At 61.4% G+C, this 20,966-nt stretch carries 16 protein-coding genes and 1 pseudogene; 10 read left to right on the top strand and 7 right to left on the bottom strand.

Features of this window, described 5'->3' with window-relative positions; all coding sequences use genetic code 11:
• Nucleotides 1-46 precede the first annotated feature (46 nt).
• From catA to L0U84_RS15440, 3 genes are all read left to right on the top strand, one after another.
• On the top strand, nucleotides 47-982 hold the full coding sequence (gene catA / locus L0U84_RS15450; RefSeq protein WP_129962735.1) for a catechol 1,2-dioxygenase: 936 nt from the start codon (nucleotides 47-49) through the stop codon (nucleotides 980-982).
• Nucleotides 983-1,080: 98 nt separating this feature from the next.
• Entirely contained in the window at nucleotides 1,081-2,337 is a 1,257-nt protein-coding gene (locus tag L0U84_RS15445; protein WP_233850948.1) for a GTPase, read from the top strand.
• Complete coding sequence (locus L0U84_RS15440; RefSeq protein ID WP_233850947.1) at nucleotides 2,334-3,914, top strand: GTPase; 1,581 nt, start codon at nucleotides 2,334-2,336, stop codon at nucleotides 3,912-3,914. Before L0U84_RS15445 ends, L0U84_RS15440 begins: the two co-directional genes overlap by 4 nt.
• Nucleotides 3,915-3,931: 17 nt before the next feature.
• Here the strand turns inward: L0U84_RS15440 and L0U84_RS15435 are convergent, their stop codons facing one another.
• The 5 genes from L0U84_RS15435 to L0U84_RS15415 form a co-directional block, all read right to left on the bottom strand.
• Nucleotides 3,932-5,401: a TonB family protein gene (locus tag L0U84_RS15435; protein WP_233850946.1), complete on the bottom strand. Its 1,470-nt coding sequence runs from the start codon at nucleotides 5,399-5,401 to the stop codon at nucleotides 3,932-3,934.
• Between the two features lie 72 nt (nucleotides 5,402-5,473).
• Entirely contained in the window at nucleotides 5,474-6,109 is a 636-nt protein-coding gene (locus L0U84_RS15430; RefSeq protein WP_233850945.1) for a riboflavin synthase, read from the bottom strand.
• A gap of 15 nt (nucleotides 6,110-6,124) precedes the next feature.
• Nucleotides 6,125-7,276: a bifunctional diaminohydroxyphosphoribosylaminopyrimidine deaminase/5-amino-6-(5-phosphoribosylamino)uracil reductase RibD gene (gene ribD, locus L0U84_RS15425; RefSeq protein WP_233850944.1), complete on the bottom strand. Its 1,152-nt coding sequence runs from the start codon at nucleotides 7,274-7,276 to the stop codon at nucleotides 6,125-6,127.
• Nucleotides 7,277-7,398: 122 nt separating this feature from the next.
• Nucleotides 7,399-8,682 (bottom strand): glutamate-1-semialdehyde 2,1-aminomutase, encoded by a 1,284-nt coding sequence (hemL, locus tag L0U84_RS15420; RefSeq protein WP_233850942.1) that lies wholly within the window; start codon nucleotides 8,680-8,682, stop codon nucleotides 7,399-7,401.
• 158 nt (nucleotides 8,683-8,840) lie between these two features.
• Entirely contained in the window at nucleotides 8,841-9,317 is a 477-nt protein-coding gene (locus tag L0U84_RS15415; protein ID WP_233852037.1) for a hypothetical protein, read from the bottom strand.
• Between the two features lie 290 nt (nucleotides 9,318-9,607).
• Here L0U84_RS15415 and L0U84_RS15410 point away from each other — a divergent pair, with 290 nt between their 5' ends.
• From L0U84_RS15410 to L0U84_RS15380, 7 genes are all read left to right on the top strand, one after another.
• Nucleotides 9,608-10,828 carry a Bcr/CflA family multidrug efflux MFS transporter gene (locus L0U84_RS15410; RefSeq protein WP_233850941.1) on the top strand — a complete coding sequence of 407 codons (1,221 nt, stop codon included), beginning with the start codon at nucleotides 9,608-9,610 and terminating at the stop codon, nucleotides 10,826-10,828.
• Nucleotides 10,829-11,042: 214 nt separating this feature from the next.
• Nucleotides 11,043-11,273 carry a hypothetical protein gene (locus L0U84_RS15405; RefSeq protein WP_233850940.1) on the top strand — a complete coding sequence of 77 codons (231 nt, stop codon included), beginning with the start codon at nucleotides 11,043-11,045 and terminating at the stop codon, nucleotides 11,271-11,273.
• A gap of 87 nt (nucleotides 11,274-11,360) precedes the next feature.
• Entirely contained in the window at nucleotides 11,361-11,765 is a 405-nt protein-coding gene (locus tag L0U84_RS15400; protein ID WP_233850939.1) for a RidA family protein, read from the top strand.
• 823 nt (nucleotides 11,766-12,588) lie between these two features.
• Entirely contained in the window at nucleotides 12,589-15,033 is a 2,445-nt protein-coding gene (gene hsdR / locus L0U84_RS15395; protein ID WP_233850938.1) for an EcoAI/FtnUII family type I restriction enzme subunit R, read from the top strand.
• 107 nt (nucleotides 15,034-15,140) lie between these two features.
• Nucleotides 15,141-16,610 carry a type I restriction-modification system subunit M gene (locus L0U84_RS15390; protein ID WP_233850937.1) on the top strand — a complete coding sequence of 490 codons (1,470 nt, stop codon included), beginning with the start codon at nucleotides 15,141-15,143 and terminating at the stop codon, nucleotides 16,608-16,610.
• Complete coding sequence (locus L0U84_RS15385; RefSeq protein WP_233850936.1) at nucleotides 16,607-18,262, top strand: restriction endonuclease subunit S; 1,656 nt, start codon at nucleotides 16,607-16,609, stop codon at nucleotides 18,260-18,262. Before L0U84_RS15390 ends, L0U84_RS15385 begins: the two co-directional genes overlap by 4 nt.
• 350 nt (nucleotides 18,263-18,612) lie before the next feature.
• On the top strand, nucleotides 18,613-19,326 hold the full coding sequence (locus L0U84_RS15380; protein ID WP_233850934.1) for a hypothetical protein: 714 nt from the start codon (nucleotides 18,613-18,615) through the stop codon (nucleotides 19,324-19,326).
• A gap of 193 nt (nucleotides 19,327-19,519) precedes the next feature.
• On the opposite strand, the gene L0U84_RS15375 is transcribed toward L0U84_RS15380, so the two are convergent.
• Together L0U84_RS15375 and L0U84_RS15370 are read right to left on the bottom strand one after the other, a co-directional pair.
• Entirely contained in the window at nucleotides 19,520-20,317 is a 798-nt protein-coding gene (locus tag L0U84_RS15375) for an ImmA/IrrE family metallo-endopeptidase (RefSeq protein WP_233850933.1), read from the bottom strand.
• Between the two features lie 135 nt (nucleotides 20,318-20,452).
• A pseudogene (locus tag L0U84_RS15370) lies at nucleotides 20,453-20,947 on the bottom strand (ATP-binding protein); the annotation flags it as partial.
• Nucleotides 20,948-20,966: the final 19 nt, after the last annotated feature.

The raw sequence follows: 20,966 nt of genomic DNA, 5'->3' as shown, positions 1-20,966 counted from the left end.
AACCAACGCCGAATTTTTCCCCATATACCAACTGGAGACAGTCATCGTGAGCGTCAAAGTTTTTGAAACCAAAGAAGTGCAGGATCTGCTGAAAGCCGCTTCCAACGTCGATGCCGGCAACGGCGACGCACGTTTCCAGCAGATCGTTTTCCGTCTGCTGGGCGACCTGTTCAAGGCGATCGATGACCTCGATATCACGCCGGACGAAGTCTGGGCCGGTATCAACTATCTGAACAAGCTGGGTCAGGACGGCGAAGCGGCACTGCTCGCGGCAGGCCTCGGCCTCGAGAAGTACCTCGACGTCCGCATGGACGCGGCGGACAAGCAGATCGGTCTCGAAGGCGGCACGCCGCGCACGATCGAAGGCCCGCTGTACGTCGCCGGCGCGACGGTGCGCGACGGCCTGTCGAAGATCGACATCAACGCGGACGAAGACGCGGGCCCGCTCGTGATCCGCGGCACGGTCAAGGATATGGACGGTAAGCCGGTCGCCGGCGCGCTCGTCGAATGCTGGCACGCGAACTCGAAGGGCTTTTACTCGCACTTCGATCCGACCGGCGCGCAGAGCGAATTCAACCTGCGCGGCGCGGTGAAGACCGGCGCCGACGGCAAGTACGAATTCCGCACGCTGATGCCGGTGGGCTACGGCTGCCCGCCGCACGGCTCCACCCAGCAACTGCTGAACGCGCTGGGCCGTCACGGCAACCGTCCGGCGCACGTGCACTTCTTCGTCACGAGCGACGGCCATCGCAAGCTGACCACGCAGTTCAACATCGAAGGCGATCCGCTGATCTGGGACGACTTCGCGTATGCAACGCGCGAAGAGCTGATTCCGCCGGTCGTCGAGAAGACCGGTGGCGCGGCGCTGGGCCTGAAGGCCGATGCGTACAAGGACATCGAGTTCGACTTCACGATCACGCCGCTGGTCCAGGGTAAGGACAACCAGCTCGTCTATCGTCTGCGCGCTTCGGCCGAAGCGTAATCGCACGAGGCGGCGGCGTGGCGACACGGCCGCCGCCTTTCGTTGTCGACGGCCGGCTGTCCTGCCGGCCGATTCCCTGAAGCGTCGAGGAGTTGACGGTGTCGAGCAAACTTCGTGAGCAGGCGGCGCACGAGGTCGCGTCCGTGTTGCCGGATCGCGCCCACGATCTGGCGCGCCTGCTGATTCTGATCGACGACAGCGAACCGGTCGTCACCGTCGTCGGCAAATACAACCATGGCAAGAGCAGCCTGCTTAACGAGCTGCTGGGCCGCGATGCGTTCGCGGTGTCCGACCGGCGCGAAACGGTGCGCCTGTCCGACAGCGTGCATCAGGGTGTGTGCTGGCTCGATGCGCCGGGACTCGACGCCGACGTCGGCAGCGAAGACGACCGCGAAGCGTTGCGCGCCGCGTGGCTGAAGTCCGACATTCGCCTGTTCGTGCACGCCGCGAAAGAGGGCGAACTCGATGCGAAGGAGCTGATGCTGTTGACCGAGCTCGACGCCGACCGCGTCAGGACCGGGCGGCAGACGCTGTTCGTGCTGTCGCAAGTCGACCAGCTTCCCGACGACGCCGCGTTGCAGAAGATCGGCGCAGCCATCGACCGGCAAATGCCGGGTATCGCGTTGAATGCGGTGTCGTCGATGCGGCATCGCAAGGGGCTCGACGGCGGCAAGAAACTGCTGCTGGAAAAGAGCGGCATCCCCGCGCTGCACGCGGCGCTGCACGCGGAACTCGCGCGCGTGCCGAATGCGCGCACACACGAAACCGCGCTGCTGATCGGCGAAATCCGCGACGAACTGCAACGGCTGCGCGCGGCGCGGCAGACGTCGCTGGATATTCTGCTCACGACGCAGCAACAACAAAGGCAGGATTTCGATCGGAGTCTCGCGGCCGTCATCGATAAGGTCAGCGGCGACATCGACGCGATGTTGAATGCGCTTCGCACCGATCACGCGATCGTGCCCGATACCGCGAAGGACGCCTACGCGATCACCGCGGGCAAACTGGAGCGCGCGCATATCCAGATCGCGTACTCGCGCGCGTGCATCGAAATCGATGCGATGCTGGCGGGGCACGGCGTCATCGGTTTGCCGGCGGCGCAGCACACCGCGGCGAAAAGCCTGAACTCGGTGATGATCGCGGTGATGGGCGTGTCGGTGAAGTTCCGCAAGGACCTGCGCCGCATGTTCTGCGAAGCGGCGGGACGCGAACGCATGCAACGCGAGTTCACGCACTACTACGAGCTGTCCGCCGACCGCAAGGCGCTGGCCGCGCAGATCGCCGATACGCAAGCGGCGATCGCCGCATCGGACGACGCGGCGACCGCGATGCGGCTACTGGAGGCTCACGCATGAAAGCCGACGTGAGCCACGAGCAACGCTTCATCGCCGAGGTCGATGCATTCGACTTCCTCGCTGAGGATATCGACGCGCTGCTGCATGCGCTGAACGACTGGCTCGCGAAGCTGAGCGTCGATCTGCGAACCGACGCTTTGACGTGCGACGGCTTGCACGCAAACAACCCACTGGCCATTCAGGCCGACACGATCAACATGCTGCTGCGCGACAGCGTAGCGGCGTGGATGCAACAGTGGTCGAGCGTCGAGGCGGCCCCACACCTCGCCGATCATTTCGACGAACAGGCACTGCTGCTCGTATTCGGCAAGTTCAACGCGGGCAAAAGCTCGTTCTGCAATTTCCTCGCCGAGCGCTTCGCCGCGCACGGCCGCAGCGTGCAGTATTTCCATGTCGACGCGGGCCGCGTCGTCGAAACGTCGGAGCCCTTCACGGAAGGTGCGACGGAAACGACCTCGCGGCTGCAAGGCGTGCGTCTCGGCGCGAAGCTGGTGCTGCTCGACACGCCGGGATTGCATTCGGTGACGCCGGAGAACGCCGCTTTGACGCAGCGCTTCACCGATAGCGCCGACGGTGTGTTGTGGCTGACCAGCTCCACGTCTCCGGGCCAGGTGCAGGAACTCGACGAGCTCGGCCGCGAGTTGCATCGGAACAAGCCGTTGCTGCCGGTGGTCACGCGCAGCGACGAATACGAGGAAGACGAAGTCGACGGAGAACTCGTCAAGTGCCTGTGCAACAAGAGCGCGCCGCGTCGGCTGCTGCAAGAACATGACATCAAGGTGCGAGCGGAAGACAAGCTCGTGGCGATGGGTGTCGACAAGGCGCTGCTGAAACCGCCGGTGTCGATCTCCGCGTATGTGGCGCGCGAGGCGGGGCAGACGGCGGCGGCCATGAGCGAAGCGGGTTTCGAGCGGCTCTATGCCGCGTTGCTCGACATCACCGGACCGGCGCTCGCGTATAAGCGGCGCAAGCGGGCCGAGGTGCTGCTGCATCATCTGGAAGAAAACGTGCTCGGCAGCCTGCAAAGCGACGTGCTGCCGTTGCTTGCCGAACTGGGCGAGTCGTCGCAAGCGGCGCTCGTGAAGCTCGAGCAACAGCAGGAGCAACTTGCCAATGCCGTGTGGCGCGGCATCGTGCCGACGCTGCCCGGGTTGCTCGATGCGCATGCGGCAACGCATGACGTGATCGGGCTTGGCAACGCGCTGTCGCAATCGATATTCGAGCTGTTTGCTCGCGAGGCAGACCGGCTGTTGGGCGCTTATCTGATCGAGCCCGACGCTTCACTCGCACAGATCAAACTCGACGCCGACGTCGGTTTCGACGATATTGTCGTCGAGCGTGTGGGCGCAAATGGACCGATGCGCGAAGTTGCGGGCGTCGACTATGGCCGCCTTCACGCCGCGCTCAGCCACGCGATTCGCGAGTGCGTTCTGAGTCTTGCCGGTCATGCCGCGCAACGATGCCGCGCGTCGATCGCTCAACTGATGAAGCTCGCGCGGCGTCTCGAGGCGTCATTGGCGACGCATCAGGAAGGTTTGTTCGATCTGAAGTCGCAGGTGCGCTCGGAATCGTTCTGAAGCGAAAAGCGTCCTTTTCAAACGCCCGGTCTGAGCGTAATCGTGAACGACCGTGGCGTCTCACCGTTTTCATCGCGCGGCATCGGATCGGAGCGCTGGACCGCCTCGATGGCGGCCTTGTCCCACACCGGATCGCCACTCGATCGAACGATCTTTACCGATTCGAGACTGCCCGACGACGTGCAGTGCACTTCGACCACGGTTTCCCGAGGCCCGGTCTTGCCACTCCACACGATGTTGGGCTGCACGCGCTGCCGGACGAGCTCCGCGTAGTCGAACACTTTCGGCGCGGAGGCCGGCTGCCGGGGCGCGGCCGAAGCGAGCTTTTTCAGCGCCGAGATCAGTAGTGCCGCCGAACGTCTGCTGGTGTCGAGTTCCGCCAGCGTGATCCATTCGCGTGCTTGTCGCGGCGTTTTATCGAACGCCTGGCGATAAACGCGCATCGCATTGCACCATGCCTCGGGCGAAAGCTCGCCTTGGCGTCCGCTCGTCAACAGCCCCAGATCATCGGCCTCGGCAGGGTCGCGATTCAGTGCGTCCGCGATCGACTGCGAGAGCGCCAGTTGTCCGCGCAGCCGTTGTCCGGGCGTGACCTGCGGCAGCGGCGTGGTTTGCGTCGACTGTTTGACGAGGTTGAACATCGCCTGCAGTTGCGCCCGCAGTTCCGCGTCGCTCTCCTTATCCATCGATAGATAGTGCGACGTGATCAGTTGCAGATTCTTCAGGCCGCCGCAATCGGGCGGCGCGTCGTTCAGCGCGAGCGTGGTCAGGCCCATCAACTGATCGCGGTCTTGCTGCGAGATGCGCGCCATGCCGTCCAGCACGCCCAGCGCGCGTTCGAGCACGGCGGGACCCGCGGAAGCCGGATTGCTGTCGCGCGAAAAGTAGTAGCGCTGGATGTCCGGATCGGCTGTCAGTTTCTTCGCCCAGTCCGCGAGCAGCTTCGCTTTGGACGAGTCGGCCGGGATGCCCAGGCGGTTGGCCAGTTCGGCAGCATCGAGCGGTTTGCCGGGGAGAAACGGCAACGCGGACGACAGCAGCGAAGGACCGGTCCCTCCCGACGGAAAAGACGGCAGATGGGCGGAGTCCGTGTTGTTCGCGGCCGTCGTGACGCCCGCGTGCGGCAGGTTGAACACGAAATTGGTTTCGACCGCCACAGGCTGATTGTCCACGCCGGTGAAGGGTCTGCACTGGGCACGCCGCGATGCCTGAAGTGCGAGGTTGTCGAACGCCGGATTGCCCGACGATACCTCGACGACCGTGTCGGCGATCTGTCCACGTTCGTCGACCCATGCACGCACGATCGCATTGGGACGCGGCGCCGGCTCGAGCACGGCGCCGGCGGACTTCAGATCGTCGCTGGACAAACCATAGGTGCAGGCAATGCTCTGCGCGGACACGAAGTGCGGCGTCGACGTGATCGTGGCACTGGCTGCGCTGGTGCCGACGATGCAGGCGAGCATCAGCGACGCTTTCGTCAGGCGCACAGGCAGCGGATTCCGGCAACGTACGGGTGGCCAACGCTTGCCCGGCATGGTGACATACCCTCGTGCGCGGATTTACTTCGACGACGTTTCGCCATCGCGCGGCGCATTGAGCATCCGCTCCACGTACCGCGCGATCAGATCGATCTCCAGATTCACCCGTACGCCGTCGCGCAGATGCTTGAGCGCCGTCACCTGCACGGTATGCGGGATCAGATTGATCGAGAACTCGCAGCCATCGTCGCGATCATTGACGGCATTGACGGTCAGGCTCACGCCGTTGACCGTAATCGATCCCTTGTATGCGAGATAGCGGCCGATCTCGCGCGGCGCCAGAATGCGCAACTCGTGCGATTCGCCGACCGGCGCGAAACGCGTGACGGTACCGAGCCCGTCGACGTGGCCGGAGACGATATGGCCGCCGAGCCTGTCATGCGCGCGCAGCGCTTTCTCGAGATTGACCTCGCCGGTTTCGCCGAGACCGGCCGTGCGGTTCAGGCTCTCGCGCGACACGTCGACTTCGAACGAATGATCGGTCATCGCGACCACCGTCATGCAGGCGCCCTGGATCGTGATGCTGTCGCCGAGCTGCACGTCGGCGAGGTCGAGCCCGCCCGCCTCGACGTTCAGGCGCACGCCCGCGTCGCCGCCCGTGCCGAGCGGCTTGACTGATTCGATGCGGCCCACTGCCGCGACGATTCCTGTAAACATCGTGCTAGTCCTTGATCATTTCGAAACGGTGGGGGACACGGTATCGGTCCCGGGTACGGCTGTCGGTGCGAAGCGCGCGAGGATCCGCAGATCGTCGCCGATCCGCTCGATCGTGTGGAAATTGAGCTTCACGCGATCTTCGAGCAGGTCGGGCGAGTCCAGATTGAACATGCTCATCGAGTCCATGCCGAGCAGGCTCGGCGCGAGATAGACCAGCAGTTCATCGACGCAGCCTTCGCGCAGCAGCGAGCCGTTCAGCTTGTAGCCGGCTTCGACGTGCAGCTCGTTCACGTTGCGCTCGCCGAGCACGCTCAGCATGCGCGGCAGGTCCACCTTGCCGAACGCGTTCGGCAGCGGCACGATCTCGGCGCCGCGCTCGCGCAGCGCGCTCGCGCGCTCTTCGAGCCGCGCATCGAGCTCGCCGCAGAAAATCAGCGTCGGCGCGCCGGCCAGGATCTGCGCATCGAGCGGCACCTCGAGCTGGCTGTCGATCAGCACGCGGTGCGGTTGGCGCGGTGTATCGATCGCGCGCACGGTCATGCGCGGATTGTCCTCGCGCACGGTGCCGATGCCGGTCAGGATCGCCGACGCGCGGGCGCGCCACGCATGACCGTCGGCGCGCGCGGCCGCGCCCGTGATCCACTGGCTTTCGCCCGACGGCAAGCCGGTGCGGCCATCGAGCGATGCCGCCACCTTCATGCGCACCCACGGACGGCCGCGCGTCATACGCGTCACGAAACCGATGTTCAGCTCCCGCGCTTCGTTCGCGAGCAGCCCGCAGCGCACCTCGATACCGGCATCGCGCAGCATCGCGAGACCGCGGCCGGAGACCTGCGGATTGGGATCTTCCATCGCCGCGATCACGCGGCCGATCTGCGCTTCGATCAGCGCGTTCGCGCACGGCGGCGTACGGCCGAAATGGCTGCACGGTTCGAGCGTCACGTAGGCGGTCGCGCCGCGCAGGTCGTGGCCGCGCGAGCGCGCGTCCTTCAGCGCGCGAATCTCGGCGTGATCCTGGCCGGCTGGCTGCGTGTAGCCTTCGCCGATCACCTCGCCGTTTCTGACGAGCACGCAACCGACCCGCGGGTTCGGGTCGGTCGTGTACATGCCGCGCTTCGCGAGCGCGAGCGCGCGTTCCATATGGACGAAATCGGTTTGCGAGAACATCGGTGTCCGTTGCGGTGCGGTGTCTGGGTCGTGCGGGTTGCGGCCTTTGCGTCAGACCTTGCTTCAAGCCTTGCTTCAATCCGCGCTCGAGGCCTCGACCGAGGCTCGACCGCGCTCTGGGTTCAGCCCTTCAACGCGGCGAACGCGCCGCGCGCGGTTTCGATCGTCGCGTCGATGACCGCTTCGTCGTGCGCGCTCGACACGAAGCCTGCCTCATACGCGGACGGCGCGAAGTACACACCCGCGTCGAGCATCTTGTGGAAGAACGCGTTGAAGCGCGGCACGTCGCTCTTCGTGACGTCGGCGAAGCTCGTCGGGATCGATTCGCGGAAGTAGATGCCGAACATGCCGCCGAGCGCATCTGCCGCGAACGGCACGTCCGCTGCGCGTGCCGCCTGTGCGAGACCTTGCGCGAGACGCGTGGTGCGCGCGGCGAGCGTGTCGTAGAAGCCCGGCGCCTGGATCAGCTGCAACGTCTTCAGGCCTGCCGCTACCGCGATCGGATTGCCCGACAGCGTGCCCGCCTGATAGACGCCGCCGAGCGGCGCGAGGTGGGCCATGATGTCGCGCCGGCCGCCGAACGCCGCCGCCGGCATGCCGCCGCCGATCACCTTGCCGAGACAGGTGAGGTCCGGCGTGATGCCGTAGAGTTGCTGCGCGCCGCCGAGCGCAACGCGGAAGCCGCACATCACTTCGTCGAAAATCAGCACCGAGCCGTACTCGGTGCACAGGCGGCGCAGCGCCTGGAGGAATTCCGGGGTCGCGCGCACGAGGTTCATGTTGCCCGCGACCGGCTCGACGATCACCGAGGCGATCTCGTTGCCGAACGCCTTGAACGCTTCTTCGAGTTCGGCGACGTTGTTGTATTCGAGCACGGTGGTGTGCTTCGCGATATCGACCGGCACGCCCGCCGAGGTCGGATTGCCGAAGGTCAGAAGGCCCGAGCCGGCCTTCACGAGCAGGCTGTCCGCGTGACCGTGATAGCAGCCTTCGAACTTGACGATGCGGCTGCGGTTCGTGAAGCCGCGCGCGAGACGCAGCGCGCTCATCGTCGCCTCGGTGCCGCTCGACACCATGCGCACCTGTTCGATCGACGGCACCAGCTTGCAGATTTCCTCGGCGATTTCGACTTCCGACTCGGTCGGTGCGCCGAACGAGAAGCCATTCGTGAGCACACGCTGCACGGCTTCGAGCACTTCGGGATGGACGTGACCGAGGATCATCGGCCCCCACGAGCCGATGTAGTCGGTATAGCGCTGGCCGTCCGCGTCCCAGAAGTAAGGACCTTGCGCGCGCTCGATGAAGCGCGGCGTGCCGCCGACGGAACGGAAAGCGCGCACCGGCGAATTCACGCCGCCGGGGATCGTGCGTTGCGCGCGTTCGAAGAGGATTTCGTTTCTGGACATGGCGATGGCTGGAATAGGGGTTGCGCAGCGGCGCAAAGGGGCTCGGACGATTCCCGCGGACACTTCGCGCGATGCTGGGATGGATCGAGAAATTGTACCGGAGTCGGCGCCGGCGGGCTGTGCGGGCGGGCGGTCGCGGCGGCGCGCGTCTGGCCTGGCTAGGCTTGGCTTGCTGGTGCGGGTATCGCCGGCGGCTTGCGCTTGCCGGTCAATTCGGCCCAGCGCTTCTCCAGCGCGCCTTCGGCGATCGGCTTGATGATCGTGCCGGAGCTTTGCGCATCCCACGTCTGCACCGAGAACGGATGCACGCGCAGCTGATCGCGAGCAATGACCGGCGCGTGATGCGCGTCGACGAGCCAGTCATAGACGAAGTCGATGCACAGCCGGTAGCCGCGTTTGGTCGACGCGTCGGGGACTTCGTAGGGCGCGCGCGTCACGTAGCCCGAGCCGAAGATGCCTTTCGGCTCCTGCGCGACGCGATGCAGGAACACGCGATCGCCAGGCAGGATGCCGCGCGCGAAGCCGCAGCCCCACGCGTCGGTCACCGCTTCGCCGGCCGCCACTCGTTTCGCGATGTCGGGCAACTCGGGCCACGGCCATTTCTTGGGGCTCCAGATCAGCAGGAAGGCGGTCATCGCGGGTTCGAACGGGATCAGGGGAAGGGCGTTGCGCGATGTCGAGCGCGGATAGGCGGCCGTCAGGCTGCGCATGCGGAGGAGCGCCGGACGGCCGGACATGCAGGCGGCAGCTTAACCGATCGACGGCGATTGCGCCGCGCCGCGCTGTCGCGCAACGTCCACGCGGCCTGCCACGGGCGCAGTCGGCGGGTTAACCGTCGCGTACAATCGAGCCGGTCAGCTGCTGGCCGTTCCCGCTTCACCCGTTCCGCTGCCGATGCCGGCGCGGCGTTCCATCCGGATTTCCCATGTCTCACGTCGTCAAACGCCGGCCCGATGGCCGGCTGATCCTGTTGCTCGGCGCACTGGCCGCGTGCGGGCCGATTTCCATCGACATGTATCTGCCGAGCCTGCCGACCATCGCGCAGGCCTTCGCGGTCAGCACGGGCGCCGCGCAATCGACGCTCACGAGCTTCATGTTCGGCTTCTCGTTCGGCATGCTGCTCTACGGTCCGCTGTCCGATACGTATGGCCGTCGGCCGATCCTGCTTGGCGGCATCATCATGTATGCGCTCGCGAGCATTGCGTGTGCGCTGTCGATTTCGATCGGCTCGCTGGTCGGCTTTCGCTTCGTGCAGGCGTTGGGCGCAGGCGCGGCGTCGGTGCTCGCCCGCGCGATCGCGCGCGACGCGCACGAGCCGGGCGACGCGGCGCGCGTGCTGTCGATGATCGCGATCGTCACGGCGATCGGTCCGCTGCTCGCGCCGCTGATCGGCGGACAGCTTCTGCTGGTCGGCGGCTGGCGCACCGTGTTCGTCGCGCTGACGCTGTTCGGTTCCGTGTGCGCGGTGACCGCATACCTGAAAGTGCCGGAGACGTGGCCGCGCGAGATGCGCGCGCAGTCCGCGCTGCTGAAGTCGTTCGGCGCGTACGGCACGCTGCTGCGCGATCCGGTCGCGTGGGGGCATATGTTGTGCGGCGGCATGGCGTTCGCATCGATGTTCGCGTACATCACGGCGACGCCGTTCGTGTACATCGAGTATTTCCACGTGTCCGCGCAGCACTATGGCTTCCTGTTTGCGCTGAACATCATCGGCATCATGTTCGGCAATTACCTGAACACGCGGCTCGTCGGCCGGCTGGGGCCGGTGCCGATCATCTCGTTCGCGGCGACCGTCAGCTTCGTCGCGTCGCTGTTCGTGTCGATCGTGTCGTTGACGGGGTGGGGTGGCTTGTGGTCGATCGTGTTCGGGCTGTTCTTCGTCGTCGGCGTGGTGGGTGTGTTGTCCGCGAACTGCACGACCGATCTGATGCATCGCTATCCCGCCAACGCGGGCGCCGCGGCGGCCGTGTTCGGCGCGGTGCAGCTTGCGCTCGGCGCGTTGTCGAGCCTCGCGGTCGGGCTGTGGCAGGACGGTACCCCGAAGGGCATGGGGATCGTGGTCGGCGTGGCGGGCTGCCTGTGTTTCGTCGGGCGCCTGCTCGTTTTGCGCTGGAACGGCACGAAAGCGCCGGTTGCGGCGGTGTGAGGGTGCTGGGGGGATATCGACGGAGAGCACTGCGCGAGCGCTGTGAAAACGATGTGAAAGCTGTATGACGCCCGTGCTACTTCGGCGGTGGACGTCGGCCAACGCGTGAGTTCAGCGGGCGCTTCTCCGGATAACACCTGGTGTTGCGCGCGCACCACCGTGCTTCGCGGTTTGCATTGCTATGATGAAGTCACTGTTCCTCGGAGCGGCAATCATGGCGATCAAAGACCTGATGAGCGGCGAACGGCAATTTGCCGCATTCGCCGAAGCGCAACGGCTGGCCGACAGCGGCGCTTATTACGATTACACCGACATCGAATACGTCTTGCGCTTTGATCACGGTTTGACGGATGTATCGGCTTTGCTGGATAGCCAGTTGATGCATCGCGATCTGAATCGTCGTTGTGCGGACGCGCGCGAGAAGCTCGAGATGGCGAGTGCGTGACGTGTGTTGCGCCGTGCGTGGTCTCGTGCTGAATGCAGGTGGTGCACGTGATGAACCGCTCCGGGATTCTTACTTCTGGAGTGGTTGATGACCGATAGCACGCACGACTCACGTTTGCCTCACACCGACAACCCAGCGGCGCTGGCGAAGCCCGGCGGTCACTACAGTCATGTGGCGGTCGCGAATGGCTTCGTCTTCGTGTCCGGGCAATTGCCGATCAATGCGCAAGGCGAAAAGCTCGCCGATGCGTCATTCGACGCGCAGGCCGAACAGGTTCTGGCCAATGTGAAGGCGGCGCTCGAAAGCGTCGGCAGCAGCGTCGCGCAACTCGTGCAGGTGCGCGTGTATGTCGTCGATGTTGAACACTGGCCGAGCTTCAATCAGATCTATGCGCGCTGGGCCGGCGATGCGAAGCCGGCGCGCGCGGTCGTGCCGGTACCGCAGTTGCACTATGGGTTCAAGATCGAGGTTGAGGCGGTGGGGGTGGTTTAGCGCGTGAGGGCACAAGCGCGATAGCCTGGATTTCAGGTTGCCTCTTGATGCCTGTCTGAATCGTGTTCAGGACGCGGCCGGTTTGAATTCAGCGTTCTGAATTGGCGCCTTTTTTCCAATCCGCAAAAGCAAAACCCCGTCGTTCATCAGAATCGACGGGGTTGCAGTGCCACAGAATCTGGCGGAGGCGGTGAGATTCTCGCTCAGTATAAATCTGGTCCTTTAAAAACAAAGACTTGGCTTCGTCTCTGGATTGATTCTGGCACACCCCGGTGGCACACACAAGAGGGCGTGAACGGCTTCAAGCCGGTCGTGCGGATGTCAGGGGAACCGTAGCGGCGTGGTCCATATCGGGTGTTCTCCCTTTCGCGGACTGGCATCGACAATGCGCCCGCCAATTCGAGCCTGCTTGTGCGAGTCGCGCCGCTTTTGGCAAGGCGTGACCTGATGCCGGGGGCCGTGGCGCGGGTTGCCTATCGCGCCCCGATGCCAGACGTCCACCAGGACGGGATGAGGGACGCGCTGCGTGTGGCACCATTGGCCCGCAGTCGACGGTTTCAACAATGGAGCCGTCGTCGGACGTGCATTTTTGCCTGTCTTGCCTGTCTTGCCTGTCTGCCTGTGTCGAACGGACAGGCTGACGCTGTGTCCAGAAGCTTCTGGAGGTCAGGCCGCGTGACTTCAAGCTTCCGCAACGCGTCACCCATGGGTCCCAGCGCTGGCCTTTCGACGCTGTCGCAGACAGACTTGCTGTCACTGATTTGCCGGACTTTCATCCGGTACAATCAACGACTCATCGAAAAATCACGTGCTGGTCTGGGTTATGGACAAGAAAAAGCTCTCCGAGAGAGATATTTGCACCAAGCTCATTACTCCCGCGCTGGAAGCCGCAGGTTGGGATAAGCAGCGCCAGTTGCGTGAAGAGGTCAACCTTACGGCGGGGCGTGTTGTCGTGCATGGCAACAAAGGTGTACGCGACACCAAAACCATCCGCCGGGCCGATTACGTGCTGTCTTTCAAGCCAGACCAGCCCCTGGCTGTCGTTGAAGCTAAAGACAACAAACACACGGTTCGTGATGGTATCCAGCAGGCGCTGGATTATGCAGCCATGCTCGATGTGCCATTCGCTTTCTCCAGCAATGGCGATGGATTTGTCTTTCACGACAAGACCCTCGCCGATGGAGTGTTGGAGCGCGAAATCAGTCTGGCCGAGTTCCCTTCCCCTGAAGTTCTGTGGCAGCGCTATCTGACCTGGAAAGGCATCAGCGACGAGCAAGCGGCAGTCTATGCTCAGGATTACCACGCCGGCCGCTCCGCACGTTATTACCAGGTCAATGCGATTAACCGCTCGGTCGAAGCCGTGGTTAAAGGCCAAAAGCGGATTTTGCTGGTCATGGCGACAGGCACGGGCAAGACCTACACTGCTTTCCAGATTATCTGGCGCTTGTGGAAGTCAGGTACCGCCAGGCGGATTTTGTTTCTGGCTGACCGCAATATTCTGGTCGACCAGACAATGGTCAATGACTTCAAACCCTTCAAGGGCGCGATGGCGAAACTCAGCGTCAACCAGAAGGGCGTCGAGAAGGTCGATGGCGCTGGCCAGAAGACGACCGAGCTGGTCGAGCTGGGTGTCAATCCCCAAACCAAAAAAGTCGACAAATCCTACGAGATTTACCTCTCGCTCTACCAGGCCGTCACAGGCACGGAAGAAGAGCGGAACATCTACAAGCAATTCAGCCCCGACTTTTTTGATTTGGTGGTGATTGACGAGTGCCACCGGGGCAGCGCGGCGGAAGACTCGGCCTGGCGCGAAATTCTTGATTACTTTGGCAGTGCCGTGCATCTTGGGCTGACCGCCACGCCGAAAGAAACCACCGAAGTTTCCAACATCACCTACTTTGGTGAGCCCGTCTACACCTACTCGCTCAAGCAAGGGATTGACGACGGTTTTCTCGCACCCTATAAGGTGATTCGCATCGACCTGGATAAAGACTCGGGCTGGCGGCCTACCGCAGGCAAAGTCGATGCCAAAGGCCAGGCCATCGAAGACCGTATCTACAACCAGAAAGACATGAACAAGACGCTGGTACTGACCCAGCGTGACGAGGCAGTCGCCAAACGCATTACCGAGCTACTGCACGCTACTGGCCGCATGAACAAGACGATAGTGTTCTGCGAAGACATCGACCACGCCAGTCGCATGCGCCAGGCGCTGATTAATACCAATACCGATTTGGCCAGCGCCAACCCGAAATACGTTATGCAAATCACCGGGGATAACGCCGAGGGCAAGATGGAGCTGGACAACTTCATCGACCCCAAACGTGCCTACCCCGTCATTGCGACCACCAGCCGCCTGATGACCACGGGGGTCGATGCGCAGACCTGCAAACTTATCGTGCTTGACCGCACCATCAACAGCATGACCGAGTTCAAGCAGATTATCGGTCGCGGTACGCGGATTAACGACGATTACGACAAGCTGTGGTTCACGATTCTGGATTTCAAAAAAGCCACCGAAAACTTTGCCGACCCGGCGTTCGATGGCGAGCCCGTCGTTATTTATGAGCCGAAAGGGGATGAGCCTGTCGCCCCGTCCGGGGACAACGACCCACCCACCGACGAGCAAGGCAAGTCCGTCGACGGGCCCCGGGGTACTTATGACCCTGATAATGGTACGGGCGGCAATGCCGCGCAGGGCGGCGGGGCGCGCATCAAATACGTCGTCGATGACGTAACCGTCTATGTGGCCAATGAGCGCGTCCAGTTCATGGGACCGGACGGCAAGCTGATTACCGAGTCGTTGAAAGACTACACCCGTATCCAGCTCAAGAAGCGTTTTGCCTCGCTCGATGAGTTTTTACAGAGCTGGACCGATGCCGACAGGAAGCAGGCCATTGTCGATGAGTTGGCAGCGCAGGGCGTGTTTTTTGACGAACTGGCCAAAGAAACGGGCAAAGACCTCGACCCGTTTGACCTGGTTTGCCATGTCGCCTTCGGCCAGAAACCGTTGACCCGCCGCGAACGCGCCGACAATGTCAAAAAGAAGAACTACTTCACGCAGTACGGCGAGACTGCCCGCAAGGTGCTGGACAAGCTCCTCGACAAATACGCCGATGAAGGCATCGCCAATATCGAGCAAACGGAGGTATTGCGAACGCCAGACTTTGCGCCCCTCGGCTCCCCTGTCGAGCTGATTAAGTCGTTTGGCGGCAAGCCTCAATACCAGGCGGCACTGCGTAGTCTTGAACTCGCCTTATACCAATGACGGAATAAATCCGGCCTGGCTGACTGCCAGCACAGCGCCGGTGCTTCCATTTTCAGACACCACTGGGCGGAACCCACGCCGCTCTTCCCGCGTTTTACGAATTACCCATGACCATCAGCACCACTCTCATTAAATCCATCCAGGACATCATGCGCCAGGACGCTGGCATTGATGGCGACGCGCAGCGCATATCGCAATTGTCCTGGCTGTTCTTTCTCAAGATTTTCGACGACCAGGAAACGGAAATCGAGATGATGCGTGATGGGTACGTCTCACCGATTCCAGAAGCGCTGCGCTGGCGAAACTGGGCGGCCGATGCCGAGGGCATTACCGGTGACGGGTTGCTGGGCTTTGTGAATAACGACCTGTTTGGCGCGCTCAAGGGGCTGAACGCCGATGCGGTGCTGAATGCCCGTGCATTCGTTGTGCAGTCGGTGTTTGAAGACGCCTTCAACTACATGAAGTCAGGTCAGTTGCTGCGCCAGGTCATCAACAAAATCAACGAAATCGACTTCAACAACCGGCAAGACCGCCACCTGTTTAACGACCTGTACGAAAAAATCCTTAAAGACCTGCAAAGCGCGGGCAATGCGGGTGAGTTCTACACGCCCCGCGCAGTCACGCAGTTCATGGTCGATATGGTCAACCCGCAACTAAGCGAAAAAGTACTAGACCCGGCCTGCGGCACCGGTGGCTTTCTCGCTTGTGCGATTGAGCATTTGCGCGCGCAGGTCAAATCGGTCGAGGATGAGAGCCGCTTGCAGCAGGCCATCCACGGCGTCGAAAAGAAGCAGATGCCCCATCTGCTTTGCGTCACCAATATGTTGCTGCACGGCATCGAAATTCCGTTCCAGATTCGCCACGACAACACCTTGGCCAGGCCGCTGGTGAGCTATGGCCCGCGCGATATGGTCGATGTCATTCTGACCAACCCGCCCTTTGGGGGCACCGAAGAGCCAGGCATCGAGTCCAACTTTCCCGCCGATGTGCGCACCAAGGAAACCGCCGACCTGTTCCTGGTGCTGATTACCGAGCTGCTCAAGCACAACGGCCGTGCCGCCGTCGTGCTGCCGGATGGCACGCTATTTGGTGAGGGCGTGAAAACGCGCATTAAGGAAAAACTGCTGACCGAATGCAATCTGCACACCATCGTGCGCCTGCCCAATGGTGTGTTTGCGCCGTACACCGGTATCAAGACCAACCTGCTGTTCTTCACCAAAGGCCAGCCCACCAAGGACGTCTGGTACTACGAGCACCAATACCCGGCAGGCTACAAGAGCTACAGCAAGACCAAGCCGATTCGCATTGACGAATTTGACGTCGAAAAAGCATGGTGGGGCAGCGACGCCGACGGCTTCGCCAGCCGTGTGGAAAACGAGTTCGCGTGGAAGGTCAGTATCGACGACATTCGCGCCAAGGGCTTCAACCTCGACCAGAAAAACCCGCACGTGGGTGAGTCTATCAGCCACGACCCCGACGAGCTGCTGATGCAATACCAAGCCCTGCAAGCCGATGCGCAGGCAATCCGCGACCAGCTCAAAGCCATCCTTGCCGCCGCGCTGGAGGGCAAGGCATGAAATTCACCGACGGTTTTAACCTGCTCGCCACGGCCCCTGATGGCATCAAGCGCCTGCGCGAGCTGATTTTAAGTCTTGCGGTGCAGGGGAAGCTCGTGCCGCAAGACCCGAGCGACGAGCCCGCCAGCGAGTTGCTCAAACAAATCCGTGCTGAGAAAGACCGGCTGATTGCTGGTGGGAAAATCAGAAAAAACAAAGAGCAGCTTGGGATTGAAGAGTCAGAGCTACGCCATGAGTTGCCTAGGGGCTGGCAATGGGCAAGACTTGGCGCACTCGGAGATTGGGGAGCGGGTGCGACCCCGTCAAGAAGCAATTCTTCCTATTACGGAGGCACAATTCCATGGTTTAAGTCCGGCGAATTGATTGGAGATTATATTGACCAATCGGAAGAGACTGTTACTGAACTAGCCCTCAAAGAGTGTTCGCTGCGGTTTAATAATGTTGGTGATGTACTTATTGCCATGTACGGTGCGACGATTGGTAAAACGGCAATCCTGAATGTCGAGGGAACAACGAACCAAGCGGTTTGTGCATGTACTCCATCCTCAGGTCTTGAGCGTAAATATTTGCTTCTAGTTTTGAAGGCGTTAAAGCCGCTCTTCATTGGAATGGGAGCAGGTGGGGCACAACCCAACATTTCTCGTGAGAAAATTATTGGCACAGTTATTGGCTTGCCCCCCCTCGCCGAACAATCCCGCATCGTGGCCAAAGTCGAAGAGCTGATGGCGCTGTGTGATGCGCTGGAAACGCGCGGCAAGCTGGAGGCCGAGCAGCACGCCTGCCTTACTGCCACGCTATTCGACGCGCTTGCCGCCAGCGAATCGGCGCACCAATTGCAGGAAAACTGGGCACGGCTGGCCAACAGCTTCGACCTCATCCTCGACCGCCCCGAAGCCGTCGATACCCTGGAACAAACCCTGCTACAACTCGCCGTGCGCGGCCTGCTGGTGCCACAAGACCCCAACGACCAACCCGCCAGCGAACTGCTAAAGCAAATCCGCGCCGAGAAAGACCGGCTGATTGCTGAGGGGAAAATCAAGAAAGACAAACCGCTGCCTGAGATTGGAGAGGATGAAAAGCCGTTTGAATTGCCGGAGGGGTGGGAGTGGGCGAGATTTGCTGGGGTGGCAGATATTGCCTCTAATCTGGTTAATCCTTCCCAATATCGCGATTTTCAACAGGTTGCACCAGATTCAATTGAAAAATACAGCGGCCGAATGATTGTTAGGCGTACGGTTAGTGAGGCTGGCGTTACGAGCGCTAATCACTTATTTACGAGAGGGCAAATTCTATACTCCAAGATTCGTCCTTCTTTGTGTAAGGCCGTTATTGTGGATTTTGATGGACTATGCAGCGCCGATATGTACCCAATAAACTCCAGAATTGTCATTGAATATCTGCACCGCTTCATCTTGAGTCAGGTCTTTCTAGACCAGGTTTGGGTGGCGGAGAATCGGGTAAAAATGCCTAAATTAAATCAAGAAGCATTAAATGGCTTTCTAATTGCAGTGCCGCCACTGGCCGAACAATCACGCATCGTCGCCCGCGTCGAAGCGCTGCGCACCGTTTGTGCCGACCTACGCCAACGCCTCGCTGCCAGCCAGAAAATCCAGACCCACCTCGCCGAAGCCTTGGTCGAAACTGCAGCCTGATGGCTGTCAGCGGAGTGCTTATTCACCTCCTGTCTTGTTGCTAGCGGGCATAAAACCGCTACTTTAAAAACAAAGACTTAACTTTGCTTTCCTAACCATATTGGCACACCTGAGTGGCGTATATAAGCGGAAGCTGGCTGGTCCTAGTTGGGCTGGCGCGGTCGGTTCAATGGGCCCGATGAAAGGGCTCGTGCCGTTGTCCACGGGGGAGGACGTTAGCGCGGTAGTCGATGCCACCTTCCGATGTCCGGACTCCCGCATGTGATTCGCTGCGAGGGCTAGCGTACGACGTGACGAAAGGGATGCCCGTGTCGTAGGCTTGCGGAATCTGACCCGAACGGAGCTGCGCCATGGACGACCATTACCTGCATCAGTTGCCGGACGACGTCCAGACACTCGTGCAACGCACGGAGCAGCAGAGCGGCCTCGTCATCCAGGTGGAAGTGGACCCCGCGCGAGGCGCAGCCGTGGCCTGCCACGTTGACGAACGTGGCGCGACACTTCTGGTTTCCCGGGAAGAGTTTTTCCAGCCCGCGTCAGTCATGCACGAACTACTGCATATGCGCCGGTTTCTCGTCGACGGTGTCCCGCAGATAGTGGTGAACGAAGACTACAACGACTGGACGCCGGAGCTGGAGCGCGCGCTGACAGTCCTCGATAACAGCCTTGAGCACCTCATCATCGTGCCCGAAGAAATTGCCCGGTTTCCTGCGCGGCGGCAGTACTGGACCGGTGTCATGGCAAGGAAACTTGAAGAAATCCGTGTCAATCCACTCAACCCGGACGACAGACGACGGCACGCGCTGGTGAACTGGCTGTTCATTCACCATGTGCTCATGGAGAGACCACAAATCCTGGCGGCTGACAGTCTTTTGGAAGAACTGGGGCTGCGACATGAGGCAGACGCTTTTCGAGACGCCATCATTCCCGCGATTGCCGTGAAGGAGGACACCGTCCGGCGCTGTTTGGTGCACTTGAACATACCGTTCGCCACAGCTGCCCTGAAATACATCGACATTCGTGCGCGGCGGTCGCGAGCGGTAGCACTGGAACCGGCGATATAAACTCCGCAGGGTGGCCATGGGTTATGGCACACCATTTGTGGCCCGGGTGAGTTCTGCAGGCCCCTGCACCTCTCTTTCTGTTTTGCGGGACGCATTGCGCTACGCGATGCCCTGGTCTATGGGGCGACCGAGGCGACGTCGGCGTGAGCCAGTCTCCCGCGTGGCGTTCAAAGCGGTTGATGCCCGCCGGACGCTAAAACGTTGAGCGGAATCGCGGTTCCGCTTGTCCGAACCTATCGCGAGGAGGCCAGACGTCGGCTCCCTTTGGAAGGACCAATAGCGTAAGCGTGCAATCGTACTGTTCTGCAGATATTTTCATTTCGCGCACCTGCAACGTCGGCGCGGCGTGAGGAAACCAGACCGTCGCCGGCAGGACGACCCCTTCCTTTTCATGTGCTATCCGCTCGTTTGCGGCGAGCGACGAGGCTGGAATTTCAATGGTCGATTTGCGTGTCGCGAAGTAGGCACCAGCCTTGAATGCCGGGTCACTCGCAGATGACCAGTCCATGAAACCGTCGCGTGACATGACGAGCACAGCTTTCTCATCGGTGTAGGAAAGCCACTTCAGGATGGCTGCCGTCAGCGATACACCGTACCGCTCCGCACATGCGCCAAGCGCGTGAAGCGTCACGTCGCCTGTCACCTGCGCCCGGAAGTCGTGCAGCGGCATCAAAAGGTAGGACGCGAACTTGTCAGCATCGCTTTCGATGGTCTTTTCAGCCTGGCTCCATTCGAGCATGTCCTTCGCGCTACATTCGAATGCGTCCTGCCCCGCGCGGTGCAGCACGTAGTGCCCCAACTCATGCGCTTTGGTGAAGCGGATGCGACCGGGTGACGTCAGCGACTCGTTGTAGAGAATGGACCATTCGGCGCTCCCCGTCTTGAACAAACCGCCCTCGAAGCCCTGAATGTCTGCGGCTTGTACCCGAACCACCGGGTCCGCCAACTGGAACAGGCTCGCACAGTCCAATGCGAGCGCATCAACGTCCACTGGAAAACGCGTGCCGCCGTGAATCTGGTGAAAAGTATCCAGAATCTGCGACAGGCGATTGGCTGTTGATTTTCACGGAGTCTTAACCCACCGTTTTCATCTAAATTTGACCCACCTCGAGACAGCGTAGTACATCTATTCCGGTGTGGATAACTCTTCGTTTCCAGCCGGTTTTGCTGCCCTTTTTCTCGTTGCCTTCGCTTTGGCAGAACTGGTCCTGAAGCGCCACGATTCGTTGCCAGTCTCGACGATGTGGCAATGATGCGTAACCCGGTCCAGCAGCGCTGTCGTCATCTTTGCATCCCCGAACACCGTTGCCCACTCGCCGAAGCTGAGATTGGTGGTGATCGCGACACTCGTATGCTCGTACAGCTTTGACAGCAGGTGGAACAGCAATGCGCCACCGGTCTGGCTGAACGGCAGATAGCCAAGTTCATCGAGAATCACCAGATCGACGTACATCAGCTTGTGTGCGATCTGGCCTTGTTTGCCCGCCGATTTCTCCTGCTCCAGGGCGTTGGTCAGCTCGACAGTTGAGAAGTAACGCACACGCTTGCCGTGGCGCTGTACGGCCTCGATTCCGATTGCCGAGGCAAGGTGCGTCTTGCCAGTGCCCGGCGAACCCACTACACACTGCCCATCATCATTG

It is taken from the genome of Paraburkholderia sp. HD33-4, from assembly GCF_021390635.1.
Taxonomy (GTDB): domain Bacteria; phylum Pseudomonadota; class Gammaproteobacteria; order Burkholderiales; family Burkholderiaceae; genus Paraburkholderia.
This window is presented reverse-complemented; position numbering and strand designations above follow the sequence as displayed.